Origin of the sequence: Pseudomonas sp. MYb541, assembly GCF_037479595.1 — a bacterium.
GTDB lineage: Bacteria > Pseudomonadota > Gammaproteobacteria > Pseudomonadales > Pseudomonadaceae > Aquipseudomonas > Aquipseudomonas canadensis.
This window is the reverse complement of the sequence record NZ_JBBGYS010000023.1, coordinates 1-17,960: the sequence shown is the minus strand read 5'-3', so window position 1 is coordinate 17,960 and position 17,960 is coordinate 1. Positions and strand designations below refer to the sequence as shown.

Sequence of the window (17,960 nt, the reverse complement as noted above, 5' to 3'; positions counted from 1 at the left end):
AGAGCAATTATCATTACAGTTTATTTAGCGACTGACAAAAACTCTTTGTACTTAGCGCCCGGCGGTTTGCAGCGGGTACACCGATTCCCAGCCTCCGCCCAACGCCTTGTACAACCCAACCATCGCCAGCGACACGCCCGTCGAGCTTTCCACCCACTGCTCCTGCGTGGCCAGCAGCGCGCTTTGCACGGTGAGCACGTTGACGAAATCCACCACGCCTTCAACGTACTGCTGTTGCGCGGTGCGCAGGGCAATCTGGTTCTGGCGCACGGCTTCGGCAAGGCTGTCGCGGCGCAGTTGGCTGGCGTTATAGCGGGTCAGTTGGTCATCGATCTCATGCCAGGCACGCAGCACGGTTTGCTGGTACGCCAGCGCTGCTTCCTGTTGCTGGGCTTCACGCAGATTCAACATACCTTGCAACCGTCCGCCGTTGAACAGCGGCAAGCTGAATTGCGGGCCGAAAGCAAAGGCGCGGGATCCCCAGGAACCGAAATCCGAGAGCTGCATAGCCTGGGAGCCGAGGCTGCCGGACAAGGTAATGCGCGGGTAGAAGTCGCCCTTGGCGACACCGATGCTCGCGGTGGCGGCGTGCAAGCGCGCCTCGGCCTGGCGGATATCCGGACGGCGCTCAGCCAGCTCCGAAGGCAGGCCAATCGCAACTTGGCGTTGGGTTTGCGGCACGGCGGCGTCTTTGGACAACTGCGCGTGCAAGGCTTGCGGCGGCTCGCCCATCAACAGGCTGAGGGCGTTGATGAGTTGGTCTTGGCGCTGTTGCAAATCTGGCAACCGTGCCTCGATGGCCGCGACTTGAGCGGCGGCTTCCGCTACGTCCAGGTCCGTGGCCACACCGTCAGCCAGGCGCAACTGTGACAGCTTGAGGCTGTGGCGGGCGACATCGAGGTTCTGCTCGGTGACGGCGCGGGTGTTCTGTACGCCGCGCAGTTGGATATAGTCCTGGGCGGTCTCGGCGAGTACCGATAACAGCACGGCACGGCGGTCGTTTTCGGCGACTTGCAGGGTGGCGTCGGCGGCTTCGGTTTCGCGTTTGACGCGGCCCCAGAAGTCCAGCTCCCAGGAGGCCGAGAAGCCCATGTCCCACTGGTTGAACGCCGAACGGCCATTGTTGCCGGACGGGTCGCTCAAGCCTTTGCCGCTGTTGCGTTGGCGCAGGTAATCACCGTTGGCATTGACGTTCGGATAACGCTCGGCGGTGGTCACCTGGCGCACGGCGCGGCTTTGTTGCAGGCGGCTGCTGGCGAGTTTCAGGTCGAGGTTATCGGTGAGCGCACGGCGTGTAAGCGCCGAGAGTTGTTCATCGTGGAACACATCCCACCAGCGTTCCTGCAATGGGTCGCTGACCGCACGGCTGGCGGCCAGGCGGCCCTGGGGTTCGCTCCATTGGGTCACTTGCGGGCTCTGGGGCGTGTGGAAGTCCGGGCCGACCGTGCAGGCGCTCAGGCTGATGAGACTCAAGGTGAGCCAGGCAACTCGCTTCATTGCTGGGCCACCTCACGCTGCTGCGCGGCCGGCGAGGTGTCGACGCTGGCTTCCACCGACATGCCGACCCGCAGGCGCTCGGTGTGCGCCTGGTTGGGTTCGAGGACGATTTTCACCGGAATGCGCTGCACCACCTTGGTGAAGTTGCCAGTGGCGTTGTCGGGTTTGACCGAGGCAAACGTTACGCCCGTCGCGGGCGCGAGGCTCTCCAGATGACCGTTGAGCAACTCACCGTCGAGGCTGTCGACGCGCACCTGCACGGCTTGGCCGGCGTGCATATGGGAGAGCTGGGTTTCCTGGAAGTTGGCCACCACGTAGGCCTCCTCCAACGGCACGACCGCGAGGATCTTGCTGCCCGGCGTCACATAGGCACCCACCCGCACTGCACGCTCACCGACCATGCCATCCACCGGCGCGACGATGCGCGTGTACGACAGTTGAAAACTGGCCAGTTCCAACGCGGCTTGGGCGCGCTTGAGCCCACCCTCGGCGGCATCGCGCTGGGCGGTGAGGATTTCCACTTGCTTGCGTTCCGCCGCCAGCACGGCTGTGGCATTCGCCAGGCGCGCGGTGGCCTGGTCAATACGGGTCTTGGCTTGCTGAGCGTTCTGCACGGTGCCGGCGCCGACTCCGGCGAGGTGGTTGTAGCGGTTCAACTCATGCTCGGCGAAGGCCATTTCGGCGCGATCTGCCGCGACGGTGGCCTGGGCCTGGGCGATGACCGAACTTTGCCGCTCCAGAGTCGCCGTGGCGTTTTTCAGTTGGGCCTGGGCCACCAAGGTATCGGCGTCGGCCGCCTGCGCGGCAGCGCGGAAGTCGCGGTCGTCGATCAGTGCCAGCAGTTGCCCGGCCTTGACGCGCTGGTTGTCTTCCACCAGCACCTCTTTGATAAAGCCGGCCACGCGCGGCGCCACCAGGGTGAAGTCAGCAGCGACGAAGGCGTCGTTGGTGGTCTGGCGCTTGCTGCCCAGCACGCCCGGCGCGACCAGGTACACCAACACGCCGACGGCAAATACGGCGATGACGGAGACGGCGATTTTGTCTTTGCGTTTCATGAACAGTCCTTTCTATCAAGTCGGTGCGCGAGGCGGAAAGATCCGCGTGGGCATCCAGAAAATCAGCAGGATCAACGCCACCGCGACCGCAGCCATGACGTAGTACAGATCCGAAGAAGTCAGCACCACGGCCTGCTCGTGCAGGCGGTGCGCCAGGCCCGGCGCGTCACCGTCGGCCAGGGGCGAATTGCCCAAGCGATCGACCAACATGGTCGAGTGGAAGTGCAGGCGTTGGGTGGTCAAGGTATCGAGTACGCCGGTAGCAATCACGGCGGCCAGGCCTTTGATGGTGTTGAACCAGGCGGACGCGAACGGCCCATCCATGGGCTGGATGCTGCCGGTGGAAAGCATCAGCAGCGGCAACACGGCCATCGGTTGCCCGAAGATCTGCAGCAGGTACAGGCCGTAGAAATCGTCGCGAATCCACTCCGATGTCAGGTGCGCACTGCCCACGCAACACAGCACCAGCATGCCCAGGCCGATCCCCAACACCCAGCGGCAATCGACCCAGCGCAGGTTGCACAGCGCCGCCACCAGCGGCAGCGCGATCAACTGAGGGATCGCCATCAGCAGCATCACCGGCGCGGTTTGCAGCGGGCGGTAACCCTGGACCTGGGCGAGAAAGCTCGACGGGATGATGATCACCGAGGTCAGCACCATCAGCACGCCCGCCAGCACAATCAACGCGAACGACAGGTTGCGCAGGCCAAGCATCTGCAATTTGAAGAACGGTATCGGCTGCGACCATTCATTCACCATGAACAGCACCAGCAATAGGCTGCCGCCACACAGCAGGAAGGTGATCAGGCCCGACTCGAACCAGTCCAGCCGGTTGCCTTGCAGGATGCCGATAACCAGCATGCAGATCGCCGGAAAGCCCAGCAGCAGGCCGCGCCAGTTGAACTGCTTGAAGCGCTCCAGGCGCGTCGGGTCCTGCGGCAGCCCGTAGGCCACGGCGACCATGGCCAGCAGGCACGGCGCGACGATCTGCCAGAACGCCCACTGCCAGCCGACATACTCGGTCCACAACGCCGCCAGGGGCGTGCCGAGGCTCGGGCCGAAGGTGGCCGTGAGCGCGTAGCCGGCCAAGCCGTACAGCTTGACGTTGGCCGGCAGGAAACGCAGGGCCACGGTCATCAGCATCGGCGGCAGCGCGCCGCCGGCCAGGCCTTGCACGGTGCGCAGCACCAGCAGGCTTTCGTAGTTCGGCGCAAACGGACACAGGATGCCCAGCACAGTGAACAGGCCGATGGCGCACAGCGTGAAGCGACGTAGCGAAAAGGTCACCGAACACCAGGGCGCAAACGCCATGGCCGCCACGGAAGTCGCGGTGTAAGCCGCGACCAGCCAGGTGCCTTCGTCAAAGCCGATGTACAGCGCACCACGGATATCCGCGAGGGCCACTTTGGTGACCATCTCGTTGAGGCCGGAGACCAGCACCGCCAGCAACACGCCGACCAGCCCGATGATGATGCGCGGGCCGAATACGGGTGGGGTCATAGCAGTGGGTTTGGCTGCGGCCGCAAGGGTGGGGGCAGCGAGGGAGGTCATGAACAGGTAACTCGGAATGTTAAATACCCGAGCAGTTTAATCAGGCACACACATGACAAAAAGTTACTTATTGGCAGGATATAACTGCGCCAGACGCAATCCTTGACGTGTGTAGGAGCCGGCTTGCCGGCTCCTACAGAGGTCTTGGGGTGTCAGGTGGGCTGGGCTTCGAGCCAGGTGGCGTGGCAACTCTCGCGCATGGTTTCGCGCAGCCATTTGTGAGCGGGGTCTTTATCGAAGCGCGGGTGCCAGGATTGGGCGAGTACCAGTGTTGGCAACGAGATTGGCAGGGCGAACGACCGCAGGGGCAGCTTCAGGCGGTTGGCGCTCAACAGCGCTTCCTTGGGCACCGGCAGCAGCAGGTCGGAATCGGGCAGCATGAACATCGCGCCGTGGAAACCGGGGGCGATCATCGCGACACGGCGCTCCAGGCCCTGGGCGTTCAACGCGGTGTCGATCGGCCCACGGGCAATGCCGCGCCGCGAGATGCTGATGTGGGAATAGCTGGCAAAACGTGCAGCGGTGATTTCTTCGTCGAACAACGGATGGTCTTCCCGCGCCAAGCCGACAAAAGTGGTGGAGAACAGGTTCTGCACCTTCACTTCGGGGGTGACCGGCAGGGTGTTGCTCACGCGTAAATCCAACCGGCCTTCGCGCAGGGCTTCGTCATCGGTGTCACCTTCGGGCACGAAGCACAACTCGCACAGCGGTGCCATGCGCTCCATGGTGTCGAACAGGCGACCGCCATACACGCCGATGAAAAAGTCATTGGCGCGCACGCTGAAGCGACGGCGCAATGTACTCAAATCCACTTGGTCCGCCGACCGGAACAGCAGCGCCGCCTGCTCCACCACGTTGCGCACCTGGCCTTGCAACTGCAGGGCTTTAGGCGTTGGCACTAGGCCGCGACCGGCGCGCACCAGGATCGGGTCGCCGACGGCTTCGCGGATACGCGTGAGGGTGCGGCTCATGGCCGCCGGGCTGAGATTCATGCGGCGTGCGGCGCCCACTACACTCCCCTCGTCGAGCAAGGCGTCGAGGGCGACCAGCAGGTTCATATCCGGTAGTTGCATGCCAAGCACTCGTGACCCATCGAGAGTGAACTGGGCGCAATCGTAGCAGGCTTTACAGGTAACGCTTCAAATTGCGCGGCAGGTAATCCGCGTAGGCGGCCTTGGGATGAGCCTGGCATTTGCGCACGATGTCCGGCAGGGAGTTTTCCAGTTCGTCGGCGCGCGTCAGGCCTTCGTTGTAATCGCTTTTGCCGCTCAACGCCGGGAACATCACCGCCACCCGGGTAATGGCAAAACTCTTCATCGCAATCAACGGCCGGGTGGGATGCTCACGACGGAACTGGCTGACTTCTTCCGTCAGTGCACTGCAGGATTGGTAAGTGGTTTGGGTGAAGGTAAGCTGAGTCGCTTCCTTCTTAGGCGGTTCGGGCGTGAAAATCATATCGTTCTGCGCGTCGAGCACCGCCGGCCGATCGGCACTGACCGTCCACGGCTTGAAGCGCCAGAGTGTAGCCGCAGCCACGGCAGCCTCACCAAACGCCGGCTTGGTGGCGCTGAGCGCTTTGACATCACTGACCGTACCGTCGTTGTGAATATTCAAGCTGATGCGCGCATGCCCTTGGGTGAAGGTCAGGTGACTGGGATAAAGCGGCTTGGGCATGCTGACCACCTCGGGCACAAACTCCGCGAAGACCGAGGTCGACAGTAACAAGGCCGCTGCCAAAACAAAAAACCGCATCGTCGTAAATCCTTTTACCGGATACGCCTGACGCCAAGGGGGCGTCAGATTCCGTCAGCATTATCGGCTTCACGGTGGACAAAGAGCAATCATTCCTGTTTAGCGCTGCATACCCCAACGCTTCACGGTCAGGCGCTCAAAGGTGTCAAATACCAGGTTTTCCACGAGCAGTCCGATCAGGATCACCACCGCCAGTCCGGCAAACACCTTGTCTGTGTACAGCTCGTTACGGTTCTGGAAGATGTACCAACCCAGGCCGCCCTTGCCACTGGTGGCACCGAACACCAACTCGGCGGCAATCAGCGTGCGCCAGGCAAATGCCCACCCGATCTTGAGGCCTGCGAGGATCGACGGCAGTGCCGCCGGGATCAAGATGAACAGCACAAAACGCATGCCCTTGAGGCCATAATTACGCCCGGCCATGCGCAGGGTTTCGGACACGCCGAGGAACCCGGAATACGTGTTGAGCGCCAGCGCCCACAACACCGAATGCACCAGTACAAAGATCAGGCTGTTCTGCCCCAGGCCAAACCACAGCAGCGCCAGCGGCAACAACGCGATGGCCGGCAGCGGGTTGAACATCGAGGTCAAGGTGCTCAGCAGATCGCGGCCCAATTGGGTCGACACCGCCAAGGTGGTCAGGGCAAACGCCAGCACGATGCCGATCAGGTAACCCTTGATCAGCACCACCAGTGAAATGCTCACCTTGCTCAGCAATTCGCCGCTGAGCAGGCCGTCGTACAGCGCGTGAAAGGTTTGCAGGAAGCTCGGCAACAACAGGTCGTTGTTCTGGTAGCGCGCGACGGCTTCCCAGAGGATCGCGAGCACGATCAGGATCAGGCCTTTGCGCAGCCAGCCTTGTTGCCACAGGCGTTGGCGCAGGGGCAGTTCGCGCTCGACAGGGACGCTGAGCAGCGGTTCTAGGGTAATTTCATATTCCTGGCGCATGGATGTTCCCCTTAATACGCGATGCGGATATCAGCGAAACCCAACTCACGTTCGGCCTCGGGCGCTTCATCGAACAGCAAGCGATGAATCCGCCGCGCCGACGCCTGGAATTCCACACCGCCGAGGCTGTGCAGGTCGTATTGATGACTGTGGATTTCGGCACGCACGCGCCCTGGATGAGGCGAGAGCAACAGGATGCGATTGCCCACCACCAGCGCTTCTTCGATGGAGTGGGTGACGAACAACAGGGTGAAGCGCACCTCCTCCCAAAGCAGCAACAGTTCTTCCTGCATTTTGCGCCGGGTCAGGGCATCGAGGGCAGCGAAGGGTTCGTCCATCAATAGGATTTTCGGCTGCATGGCCAACGCACGGGCGATGGCGACACGGGCCTTCATCCCGCCGGAAAGCGTGTGGGGATAGGCATCGGCAAACGCCGTGAGGCCGACTTTGTCGAGGTAGTGCAGCGCGCGCGCTTCGGCCTCGGCGCGTTTCAAGGTTTTCGAAGCCAGCAATGGGAACATCACGTTCTGTTTGACGGTTTTCCACGGTGGTAACTGGTCGAATTCCTGAAACACCACGATGCGGTCCGGGCCCGGTTGTTCGACCTTTTGCCCCAACAGGCGGATCTCGCCTTCGCAGGGCCTGATAAACCCGGCAATGGACTTGAGCAAGGTGGATTTGCCGCAGCCCGAGGGGCCAAGCAACACGAAGCGGTCGGCAGGGTCGATCTCGAAACTCACTTGGTGAGTGGCCCGCACCACGCGTTCGGGGGTGCGGTATTCAAGGCTTACATGGTCTACCGCCAGCAGCGGTTCGACAGCGTTCAAGTTGCTGGCCGCGTGGCCTGGCAAGCGCGCGTTCATTTCAACTCTCGTGCGATTGGGGGAAGGAGTGCAAGCCCTTTCAAAAAGGCGCGTCGCCCTGGATGGTGGTGCGGTACAGCTTGCGGCGCAAATGACTGGGGCAGCCGGCGGCCAGGTGAATCAGCGAGCGGTTGTCCCAGAACACCATGTCGTGGGGCTGCCATTGGTGACGATAGATGTTTTGCGGCAATACGCTGTGTGCGTAAAGCTGGGCTAGCAGATCACGGCTTTCGTCTTCCGGCAGACCGACGATACGCGTGGTGAAACCCTCACTGACGAACAGCGCTTTGCGGCCGTTTTCCGGGTGGGTGCGCACGACCGGGTGTACGACTTCCGCAACCTGGGCGAGCTGCTCAGGGGTCAACGTGGGGCGCCAGTTGCCTTCGAATTTGGTTTCGCTGTAGCGCGCGGTGTAGGAGTGCGCCGCGCTGCGGCCTTCAACAGCTTTGCGCAGATGTTCGGGCAAATGGTCCCAGGCTTTATGCATGTCGGCGAATAAGGTGTCGCCGCCCTCAGAGGGCAGCTCCTGGGCATGCAGCATTGAACCCAGGCTTGGTAGTTCTTTATAGGACAGGTCCGAATGCCAGAATTTCCCCGCATCCCCCAGGCCGATGGATTGGCCGTTTTCGATGATATTGGAGACGATCAGGATTTCCGGATGGTTAGCCAACAGGAATTGTTTGAGTACATGGATCTGCAGCACGCCGAAGCGACGGCTAAAGGCAATTTGTTGCTCGGGAGTGATACGTTGGTCACGAAAGACCACGACATGATGATCGAGGTGCGCACGATGAATCCGCGCAAAGTCATGGTCATCGATCGGGCGGGTCAGATCCAGGCCTATGATCTCGGCCCCCACGCTGCCGGGAAGCGGGCGAATCTCGAAGGCTTGGGCGTTAAGGGTCGCTGTTGGAGCAGTAGAGGCGGCGGACATGAATTCACTCCCGGTCAGACAGGAGCGTGACTTTATAGATATAAGACCAGCACTTTAAATACCGTTAGTGAATATCTATAGACTGGAATGTTCCGGTGAATGCCCATTGCCGGCACTCACTCTGGAATAAATCTGCGACGCGAAGCGTTCAGTTCATAGCATGACTGTAAGACGTTGCAAAAATACTGTGTGAGCACCAAGAGCCCCATGTTTAGCCGCTTACAAGCCGAAAACCTTGCCCGTTTGACAAGCTGGTAGGCAGTCTCTAGTGTTCATTGGATCCAATTAGCCATGCCCATTCAAGTAGTAGGATAGCGTAGCCGTGACGCAGAAGCCGAACCCTTTGAACAGCATCAAGATCAGCGGTTCTATTCCCGCCCATCTTGCTCGTTCCGTGATTGAAGAAACCTTGCGTAACGCCATTCTCGATGGTCGATTGCCGTGTGGGACTGCCATGCGCCAGCAAGAGTTGGCCAGCCTGTTTGGGGTCAGCCGCATGCCGGTGCGCGAGGCCTTGCGACAGCTTGAAGCACAGTCATTGCTGCACGTGGTGACGCACAAGGGTGCAGTGGTTGCGCCATTGATCGAAGACAATTCGGCTGAGACCTACGCCCTGCGCATGCTGCTGGAGTCCGAAGCGTTGCGCTTGTCGACCCCATTGCTGACCGCCGCCGATATTGCCGAGGCAGAGGCCTATATAACTGCCCTGGAACAGGAAAAGGACTATACCGAGATTGGCCGCCTGAACCGCCTGTTTCACATGGTCCTGTATGGCAAGGCACCCAATCAGCGATTGCTCAAGCTGGTCGAGCACGGATTGAATGAAGAGGAACGTTTTTTACGCTTCAACCTTGAGGCAATGGGACTGGGCGAGACCTCCCAGGAAGATCACCGCGAATTGCTGAACCTGGTGGCGCAGAAAAAGATCGAAGAAAGCATCCTGACACTGCGCAATCACCTGACGCGTGGCATGGAGGTCATCGCCACTTATCTCAATGGCCTCGGCGCACCCGACAGATAGTTTTCCCAGCACTCGCTTTGACCCACAGACATTGCGGGGTTTATCCCATCCGGGGTGAGCTCCGCGCTGACACTTCCAACTTATAAGCCTTATTAGATTAAGTCTACTTCCACCCCGGAAACTTCCCACCGCTATAAAACAATTTGCCCACCACATGTAACTTTTCGAAAAAACATCTCATACACTTATAATCTCACCCCTTCACTTAATCAGCTTATTATCGCTCATTGATAGTCAAGTACTTAAATTGACCTTGCCAGCTCAAGTCTATGGCGCACCCTGTCTTGAGCCTGGTTAAACGTTAGCTGTCTTCTTCCGGCTGCAAGAGCCATCACTGCTCCACGAGCAGTCGCAACAACTTATAGGCATCAACCATGCACCCAACTTTGCTTCAACAAAAGAAACAACAGTTATGCAATCACCTGTTATTTGAAGAAATAACTTCACTTAGCAAGTTACAACTTTTTATGGAAAGCCACGTATTTGCAGTATGGGACTTCATGACCCTTACCAAACGCCTGCAACAAGATCTGACTTGCACGCGACTACCCTGGCTTCCACCGATTGACCCACATGCCACACGCCTTATCAACGAGATCGTGCTGGGCGAAGAGTCGGATGAGCGTCCCGAGGGAGGTTATTGCAGCCATTTCGAGCTGTACCGAGAGGCGATGATTGAAGTGGGCGCCAGCACCGCCGCCATCGATACCTTTATCACGCTACAACGTCGAGGCCTCGAGGCGCGGTCAGCGTTGCAGCAGATCGATGTGCCACAGGGCGTGTCCCGCTTTGTCGAAAGCACCTTGCTCATCGCCTTGAACGCCCCTACCCATTCTGTAGCAGCGGCGTTCCTACATGGCCGTGAAAGCGTCATCCCAGCGATGTTTGAACGCTTGTTGCAGGGTAGCGAAGTCATCAATCGACAGGCTCCCGTCCTGGCCCATTATATGAACCGTCACATCGAACTGGACACCCAGGGCCATGAGCCCGGGGCGCAACAGTTGCTCCAACGCCTGATCGGCAACGACGCGAACCACAAGGAACAAGCCAATGAAGCGGCTCTCGATGCCGTGGAAAACCGCATAGCGTTCTGGGACACCGTACGGGCCTCGTTGCAGGCGGTGCACTCATGAATAGCGCTGACTACCGCTCCATCGCAGACGACTGGGAGCGCCGTGCAACCATTCGTACACGGCCTCGGCGCGTATTGGAGAACGACGAAAACCTGATCTATCCACTGAGCCGTCAACCCCTGGTATTAGGCGCGACGTTTCTCGATCACTGTTCGCAATGGCGCGATTTTGTACTGGTACAAAGCTTCTACAAATTCATCAATGACGTGGTGATTTTCGAAACCGAAATCGTCGATGACGTCGCCCGCCGCATCGCCAAGAACCGCTTCGCCGTGCCCTTCCCCCTCGCCTGTCGCTACGATGCAATGACCATCGTGGTGGACGAGGATTATCACGCTCTGGTCGCGCTGGACTTTCTGCAACAGGCCGTGGCAATCACCGGCATACAACCACTCGACCTGCCCGCGCAAATCGAACTCAGCCGTGCCCTGCCCGCAGCCCAGGCGCTGGCGCCTTCGCACCTGCGTGATGCCGTCGGGTTGATTGGTGTGGCCATCGCCGAGAACACCGTGACTCATGACGTGGCAGCTTTCGCCAAGGACGACAGCGTCAAGTCGTCGATCCGCGGCATGATGGCCGATCATCTCTTTGACGAAGGACGTCATGCCCAATTCTGGACACGCCTGGTTCGCCTGTACTGGGAGGCGGCGAGCCCGGAAGATCGCGACATCATCGCCCATGTCCTGCCAACATTTCTGGCCCACTATCTGACCAACGACCTGCAGAAATCCTTTGACCTGCAACTGATCGAACACCTGGACGTCAGCGCCAGCCTCCGCCAGGCACTAAGGGAGGAAATAGACGCACTGGATTTCCCCATCACCCGACAACACCCAATGATCGGCAACATCACAAGTTTTCTGCACCATAGCGGTTTGTTGCAGACGCCAAGCGTGGCACACGCCCTGAGCGACTATTTACCACTGGCCGGGAGAGCAGCATGAGATGCCTGACCATTGGATGGGTCGGTGTCAGCCAAGCCCTGGACCGCGTAAAGCAAGTCCTGGAGCAATACGGCCATAGGTCCGGTGAGGAAGCCGTCGACTTGGTGGTCGAAGACGGGAGCCAGCCATTGCCAAAGCACTTGGCAGAAGTCGCCCATATCAGCCTGCGCCTGGGCATCGGCCCTCTGACCGAACACGGGCTGCCTGCACTGCAATTGCGCGGGTATGACCGCAACCGACACCTGCTAGCTGTACTGGAGCTGGCGGCAGAGCCCAGCGGAAATGGCCAGCGATTGCGTTTGCAAGCAACGCAGGTGCTGACTGAATGGGTAGCGTTGCAGGTCAGCAGCTTCGCACGTGACCCTGAGTATTTGCCGCCAGAGGCACATGCCAATGCCTGGCCTGAGCAAGACCTCCTGCGGCTGGACGTGCTGGCGTTTGAGCATCGGTTCAATCGTACGGCAGACCCAGCGCTGTTGCAGGCGGCTCAAGTACCCATGATCGAACGATTGCAGGCCAGCCTTCTTGCCTTCGCCGAGCGACCCGCACTGTACATTGCGGGCAACGTGACAACTTACCGGCAACTGCAGGCTCAGGCCCTGACCATCCAGCAACAGCTGGAACCGTTACTGGAGGGCATTGAGCGCCCAGCCGTGGTCGGTGTTTGCCTGGAGAAGTCCACCGAATTATACGCCAGCATTCTCGCAGTGCTCGGCTGCGGCGCAGTGTACCTGCCATTGGCTCCGGATGACCCGCCACAGCGCCAGCAGGCCATGCTGGACAGCGCACGGGCCCGCGTGTTGCTGGATGGCGGCGCCCACCCGTTGCGTGAGCATTTCGTTTCACTGGATGTGAGCACTTTTGGTACACCACACACAGCAAGCCCCTCGCAGCATCCCACGGAGCTTGAATCACCGTGCATGGTGCTCTTCACTTCGGGCTCCACGGGACGGCCCAAGGGTGTGCTGCTCAGCCAGGCCAACCTCGCTCACTTCACCGCCTGGTTTGGCAGCCAAATGGCGCTGAGCGAACAGAGTCGCGTGTTGCAGTTTGCCTCGGTGAATTTCGATGCATCACTGATGGACATTTTCCCCACCCTGATCGCCGGCGCGCAATTGATCGTCCCCAGCGAAACGCAACGGCGCGATCCGCTGCAATTGGTCGAGTTGATCCGCCAACAACACATCAGCCACGCGTTCCTACCTCCGGCGCTGCTCAGCATCCTGCCGCTGGATCAACCCCTGGGTTTGATGCACCTGTTCACCGGTGGCGACGCCTGCGAGCCCTACGTGATCGAGCGTTTGGCGGGTCAATGCGACCTTCACAATCTCTACGGCCCCACCGAGGCGACGGTACTGGTCACCCATCGAACGCTGCAACTCGGGGACAGCAATCGCAACGTGGGCCGCCCCATCGCCAACAGCCAGGTGTTGATCCTCGACGATGAACTGCAACCCGTGGATGAACAGGTAATAGGCGAACTTTACATCGTCGGCCCCGGAGTAAGCCTGGGGTATTTGAATGCCGTGCAGTTGCCAGTCTCCCCCTTCATAAAGCTGGCCCTGCCGGGTGGCCAGACCGTGCGCGCCTATCGTAGTGGCGACCTCGCGAAATGGACTGCCGAAGGTATCGAGTTGGGCGGACGGCGGGACTCGCAGGTGAAAATTCGCGGAATTCGGGTCGAGCCTCAGGAAATCGAACAGTGTCTGCGCGACAGTCGACTGTATCGCCAACTGGCGGTGGTGATTGATGATAAATACAGGATTCGCAGTGTCGTCGCCCAACCAGAACCTGATGCCACGCTGAGCGACCTGAAGCAGCATGCACAACAGTGGCTGCCAGACTATTTGCAGCCTGGCGTGTGGACCGAACTACCCAGCCTGCCTTGCTCAAGTAACGGCAAAATCGATCGCGCGGCCTTACTCGCATTACCGGCCCAACCGACGTTGACGGGCGCTGGACAGACTGCGCAAACGCCCCTTCAAATGCAACTGGTGGCGTTGTGGCGTGAGCTGCTGCGGTTGCCCATGGAAGCGCTGTCGATTGATGACAGCTTCTTCAATCTTGGCGGCCACTCCATATTGCTGTCGACGCTGTTGCTGCGCATTCGAAAGCAATTTTGCCGCAGCCTGCCTTTGAACCGATTCTTTGAAACACCGACGATCCGTACCCTCGCGTTGTTGATGGAGAATGGTGCGCTGCCCGACACGTCTTCCGGTCTTGCGGTAAGGGATGCGCAGCGTGAAAACGTTATTCAGGTATTGCCTGAGGATCGCGCCGGTGATCGCGGCAGAGTCATCGTGACAGGCGCCAACAGCTTTATTGGTGTGCATATTGTCGAAGCGCTGCTGGCAAAGGGTGCCACGCACGTTGCGTGTCTGGTGCGAGAGCATCCAGATCAACCGGCAGCTGCGCGATTCACCGAGGCATTGCGCGAGCACCGCCTTGAACACTTGGACTTGAACCGGGTGCAGGTCTATGCCGCGGATATCAGCCAGCCACGCCTGGGTTTAGCTGACGATACGTATGAACACCTTGCACGCAACTACGGTGTGGTTGTGCACAACGCAGCGCAGGTCAATCACGTGATGGATTATGCCTCGCTGGTAAAAGACAACGTAGACCCCGTGCTGGAGTGTCTGCGCCTGTGTGAGACCCACTGCAAAAAAGTGCTCAATTACGTGTCGACCTTGTCGGCATGCAGCAACATCGACGCGGATGGCCACGTCCTCGAAACGCCTGCCGCGTCGACCCCTCCCATTTACATCAAAAATGGTTACAACTTGTCCAAATGGGTCGCCGAGCGCTGGCTGGCGCACGCGGTAACGCAAGGTTCCTGGGTGAACATTCACCGTCCGGGCAACATCAGCTTCAACACCCGAAGCGGTGTTTGCCAGCCACAGCAAAATCGTCTGATGCTGATGCTCAAGGGCTCGCTGCAATTGGGTCTGGTGCCTCGTTTCGAGGTGAATTTCGACCTGATGCCTGTGGATTTTTTTGCTGGCTTTGTTGCGTTCCATTGCGGCCGTTTTGAAGCTGCGCGATACGTATTCAACCTGCATAACCCGCAGCCTTTGAGTTGGGCTCAGTATCTTGATGCGTTCAACCAGGCGGGCTACGTATTCGACCGGGTCAGTGTCGCGCACTGGCAACAGGCCTTACGCACCGTCAGCCGCGAAAATGCACTGTTTGGTGTATTGGGCTTTTATCTGGATGAGCTAGGTGAAGACATTGGCGACACCTCAATGATCGATTGCGCCAACGCGCGTAAGGTCGTGGAAGAAATGGGTACCCACTACCCCGAAAAGACCCCGTCGCTGCTACGCAAGGGCTGCGACCACCTCAAAACCATAGGCTTTCTTTGAACCGCTTCAGGACATCCCCATGAAACCGCTGCAACCCGATACATTGATTCACAACCCACGTGGAACGCCTGTGCTGACCTCTGTCGTGGTCGACTGCGAGGCCACCCGACTGTGGAGTGTGGTGGGTCACTTTGCAGGCTTTGATGCCTTCATTCCCGCCCTATCCCACATTGAAATGACAGGCCAGGGCGTGGGCGCTTTACGCACCAAATTCTTCCACAATGGTCATTGCGTCGTGGAACAACTCAACAGTCGGGACGAACAGGCCATGTGTATGACCTGGACCACGATTTACAACACGTTGGGCCTGGCGCGTTTGTGGGCAGCGATGCACGTTGAAGCACTTGGCTCAAGCCGCTCCAGGGCAACCTGGACACTGATCGGCGAGCCGATAGAAATGGCGCAGGCGGGGTTTGAGCAGTTTGTGCGAGAGTTCGCCGAAAGCGCACTGGGGAATGTGCGCCAGATGCTTGGTTGAAGAACAGGAGCGAGACATTCGCTCCTGTTCATTCAGACTCAGATTTTGAAGCTGTCGACCAGTTGTTTCAAACGGCTGGCCTGTTGAGACAAGGCATCACAATCCTTCAACGTTTCGTTGAGATTGGTCACGCCTTGCTGGTTCAGCAGGTTGATCTGGTTGATGTCGACATTGAGTGTTTCCACCACAGCCGTCTGCTCTTCGGTGGCGGCAGCGACGGATTGGTTCATGCCATCGATTTCAACGATCCGCTGCGTCACGCTGATAAGCCGTTCACCGGCCTGGTTGGCCACCTCGACACTTTCTTCGCTGGAGGCCTGGCTGGCGTTCATGGTGGTCACCGCTTCACGCGACCCCACCTGCAGTGAGGTGATCATCTTGTGGATCTCCTCGGCGGACTCCTGCGTACGGTGTGCCAGGTTGCGCACTTCATCAGCGACCACGGCAAACCCACGACCCGCTTCTCCCGCACGGGCAGCCTCGATCGCAGCGTTGAGCGCGAGCAGGTTGGTCTGCTGGGAGATGCCTTTGATCACATCAAGGATATGACCAATGTTGTCGGTGCTAGCGTTCAGGGTCTCGATCTGGGTGCAAGATAGGCTGATCTTTTGCGACAGTTCCGACATTGCCAGGATGGTTTGCTCTACCACTTTGCGTCCATCATCAGCCTGTTCGCTGGCACCGCTGGCATGCTGCGAAGCGTCGGCAGCGTTACGTGCGATTTCCTGAGTAGCGGCACCCAATTCGTTGATCGCGGCAGCCACACTGTTGGTGCGCGCGCTCTGCTCGTCGGAGCCGATGATCGAGGCGTTGGAAGATGCCATGACACGCTGAGACAAATCATGCACTTGGCGTGTTGCAGAAGACACCTCGGAGATGGAGGCGTGGATACGCTCTACGAACTGGTTGAACGCGCTCCCTACCTCACCAAACTCGTCTTTACTGGTGACATCCAAACGACGGGTCAGGTCGCCTTCGCCCTGGGCAATATCCTGCATGGCTACGCCCATGGTGGTCAGAGGACGCAGCAAAACTTGGATCAGCAGGCTCAAGAGTACTGCAATCGCCACCACGGCAATCAACATGGCGATCAGCGCTGAGGTACGAAATTTACCCAACGGTGCGTAGGCCTTGCCTTTATCGATCGAAAGACCGATATACCAATCCGCACCTGGCAGGCCGCTCACAGGCGTGAACGACAAGATACGTTCCTGGCCATTAAGGACCACTTCCTGACTGACCTTCTCGATACGCACCTGAGTGCCAGGGTAGATGTCCTTGAGGTTCTTCATCACCTGAGCCTGGTCGGGACTGACGATGACCTGACCATCGCCGCTGACCAGGAACGCATGACCGATGCCACCAAAGTCCACCGAGTTGATGATCTTCACCAGGGTTTGCAGGCTCAGGTCACCACCAACGACACCCAGTAGCTCACCATTCTTTTTCACCGGCAAAGCGATAGTCACGATCTGCCCGCCTACCGCCGCCATGTAAGGCGGAGTCAGCATAGTTTTGTCAGCAGCCACCGCTTGCTTGTACCAGGGGCGCTGGCGTGGGTCGTAGCCATCGGGCATCTTCGCGTCGGGGCGCTGCGTGAATACGCCGTTGGTTTGACCGACATAGGTGAACTGGAAGTTGGTAGTGAAGGCGGGCTGATCGACCAATCCCGGAAGGTCTGCGCCATTGCCCTGCTGGGCTACGTTTTGCGCCAGACTTTCGAGTACCAGTATTCGCCCACTAAGCCAGTTTTGCACGCTGCTAGCGGTGAGCTCACCGGATTGCTGAATGGACGACTCCAGGTTCTGCTTGATGGTGCTGCGTTGCAGGTAGTCGTTGTAGAGGGTGAATAACGCGAAGGCCAGAACCACGACGCCTGACGCGGCCAACAGAATTTTATGACTGAACTTGAGATTCATTTCATCGACTTCTTTTGCCAAAGGGGGGTGAGCGTGCCGAGTGGAACATTCCATGTTGCGGTATAGGCGGACTCTCGGGCCGCTCTATTTCGGTGCACGCATGGCTCGTCAGGCTTTCGGCCAAGGCTTGGTAAATCTTAGGAATTTATGAGGTATTTCCTTTTTTTATGTAGGAAACCGACTGGCGGTAGGCATTTGCGAGGAGATTACGAAGCACAGTGACTTAATAGTCCTAAACGACAAAACCCCTGTCTGCGTTAGCAAACAGGGGTTTCGGAATTCAATCTTGACGATGACCTACTCTCACATGGGGAAACCCCACACTACCATCGGCGATGCATCGTTTCACTGCTGAGTTCGGGATGGGATCAGGTGGTTCCAATGCTCTATGGTCGTCAAGAAATTCTGTGTATCGGACCGTTGCGCTAGCGACGTGCCGATGAAATTCATGGACTTCTACATAAACAAAACCCCTGTTTGCGTTAGCAAACAGGGGTTTT

Annotated in this window: 14 protein-coding genes and 1 rRNA gene; 5 read left to right on the top strand and 10 right to left on the bottom strand. The window is 58.9% G+C overall.

Annotation, left to right across the window (positions count from 1 at the left end):
• Window positions 1–51: 51 nt before the first annotated feature.
• The 8 genes from WH299_RS15795 to WH299_RS15760 all read right to left on the bottom strand — a co-directional run bounded on the left by WH299_RS15795 (window position 52) and on the right by WH299_RS15760 (window position 8,600).
• Window positions 52–1,497, bottom strand: coding sequence for an efflux transporter outer membrane subunit (locus WH299_RS15795; protein WP_122730192.1), 1,446 nt, complete (start codon window positions 1,495–1,497; stop codon window positions 52–54).
• A complete protein-coding gene (locus tag WH299_RS15790) occupies window positions 1,494–2,552 on the bottom strand; it encodes an HlyD family secretion protein (RefSeq protein WP_122730191.1) in 1,059 nt (352 codons plus the stop codon). The genes WH299_RS15795 and WH299_RS15790 overlap by 4 nt, the downstream gene beginning before the upstream one ends.
• A 15-nt stretch (window positions 2,553–2,567) precedes the next feature.
• On the bottom strand, window positions 2,568–4,103 hold the full coding sequence (locus WH299_RS15785; RefSeq protein WP_122730189.1) for an MFS transporter: 1,536 nt from the start codon (window positions 4,101–4,103) through the stop codon (window positions 2,568–2,570).
• 152 nt (window positions 4,104–4,255) lie between these two features.
• On the bottom strand, window positions 4,256–5,176 hold the full coding sequence (locus WH299_RS15780; protein ID WP_028615213.1) for a LysR family transcriptional regulator: 921 nt from the start codon (window positions 5,174–5,176) through the stop codon (window positions 4,256–4,258).
• Between the two features lie 52 nt (window positions 5,177–5,228).
• Complete coding sequence (locus WH299_RS15775; RefSeq protein ID WP_122685610.1) at window positions 5,229–5,855, bottom strand: TonB family protein; 627 nt, start codon at window positions 5,853–5,855, stop codon at window positions 5,229–5,231.
• Window positions 5,856–5,954: 99 nt separating this feature from the next.
• Window positions 5,955–6,803 (bottom strand): ABC transporter permease, encoded by an 849-nt coding sequence (locus WH299_RS15770; protein WP_012721565.1) that lies wholly within the window; start codon window positions 6,801–6,803, stop codon window positions 5,955–5,957.
• An 11-nt stretch (window positions 6,804–6,814) separates the two neighbouring features.
• On the bottom strand, window positions 6,815–7,666 hold the full coding sequence (locus WH299_RS15765) for an ABC transporter ATP-binding protein (RefSeq protein ID WP_126569829.1): 852 nt from the start codon (window positions 7,664–7,666) through the stop codon (window positions 6,815–6,817).
• Between the two features lie 40 nt (window positions 7,667–7,706).
• Entirely contained in the window at window positions 7,707–8,600 is an 894-nt protein-coding gene (locus tag WH299_RS15760) for a TauD/TfdA dioxygenase family protein (RefSeq protein ID WP_339550743.1), read from the bottom strand.
• A 322-nt stretch (window positions 8,601–8,922) separates the two neighbouring features.
• Between WH299_RS15760 and WH299_RS15755 the strand changes: the two genes are divergently transcribed.
• From WH299_RS15755 to WH299_RS15735, 5 genes are all read left to right on the top strand, one after another.
• The gene (locus WH299_RS15755; RefSeq protein ID WP_122730181.1) at window positions 8,923–9,621 is read left to right on the top strand and encodes a GntR family transcriptional regulator; all 699 of its coding nucleotides are present in this window, start codon (window positions 8,923–8,925) and stop codon (window positions 9,619–9,621) included.
• A gap of 374 nt (window positions 9,622–9,995) precedes the next feature.
• Window positions 9,996–10,754: a DUF3050 domain-containing protein gene (locus WH299_RS15750; protein WP_339550742.1), complete on the top strand. Its 759-nt coding sequence runs from the start codon at window positions 9,996–9,998 to the stop codon at window positions 10,752–10,754.
• Complete coding sequence (locus tag WH299_RS15745) at window positions 10,751–11,698, top strand: diiron oxygenase (protein WP_339550741.1); 948 nt, start codon at window positions 10,751–10,753, stop codon at window positions 11,696–11,698. Before WH299_RS15750 ends, WH299_RS15745 begins: the two co-directional genes overlap by 4 nt.
• The gene (locus tag WH299_RS15740; protein ID WP_339550740.1) at window positions 11,695–15,063 is read left to right on the top strand and encodes an amino acid adenylation domain-containing protein; all 3,369 of its coding nucleotides are present in this window, start codon (window positions 11,695–11,697) and stop codon (window positions 15,061–15,063) included. Before WH299_RS15745 ends, WH299_RS15740 begins: the two co-directional genes overlap by 4 nt.
• Window positions 15,064–15,082: 19 nt before the next feature.
• Window positions 15,083–15,541, top strand: coding sequence for an SRPBCC family protein (locus WH299_RS15735; protein WP_339550739.1), 459 nt, complete (start codon window positions 15,083–15,085; stop codon window positions 15,539–15,541).
• A 38-nt stretch (window positions 15,542–15,579) separates the two neighbouring features.
• Here the strand turns inward: WH299_RS15735 and WH299_RS15730 are convergent, their stop codons facing one another.
• Both WH299_RS15730 and rrf read right to left on the bottom strand, forming a co-directional pair.
• A complete protein-coding gene (locus WH299_RS15730; RefSeq protein WP_339550738.1) occupies window positions 15,580–17,460 on the bottom strand; it encodes a methyl-accepting chemotaxis protein in 1,881 nt (626 codons plus the stop codon).
• Between the two features lie 284 nt (window positions 17,461–17,744).
• Window positions 17,745–17,860: ribosomal RNA gene (gene rrf / locus WH299_RS15725) — 5S ribosomal RNA — on the bottom strand.
• Window positions 17,861–17,960: the final 100 nt, after the last annotated feature.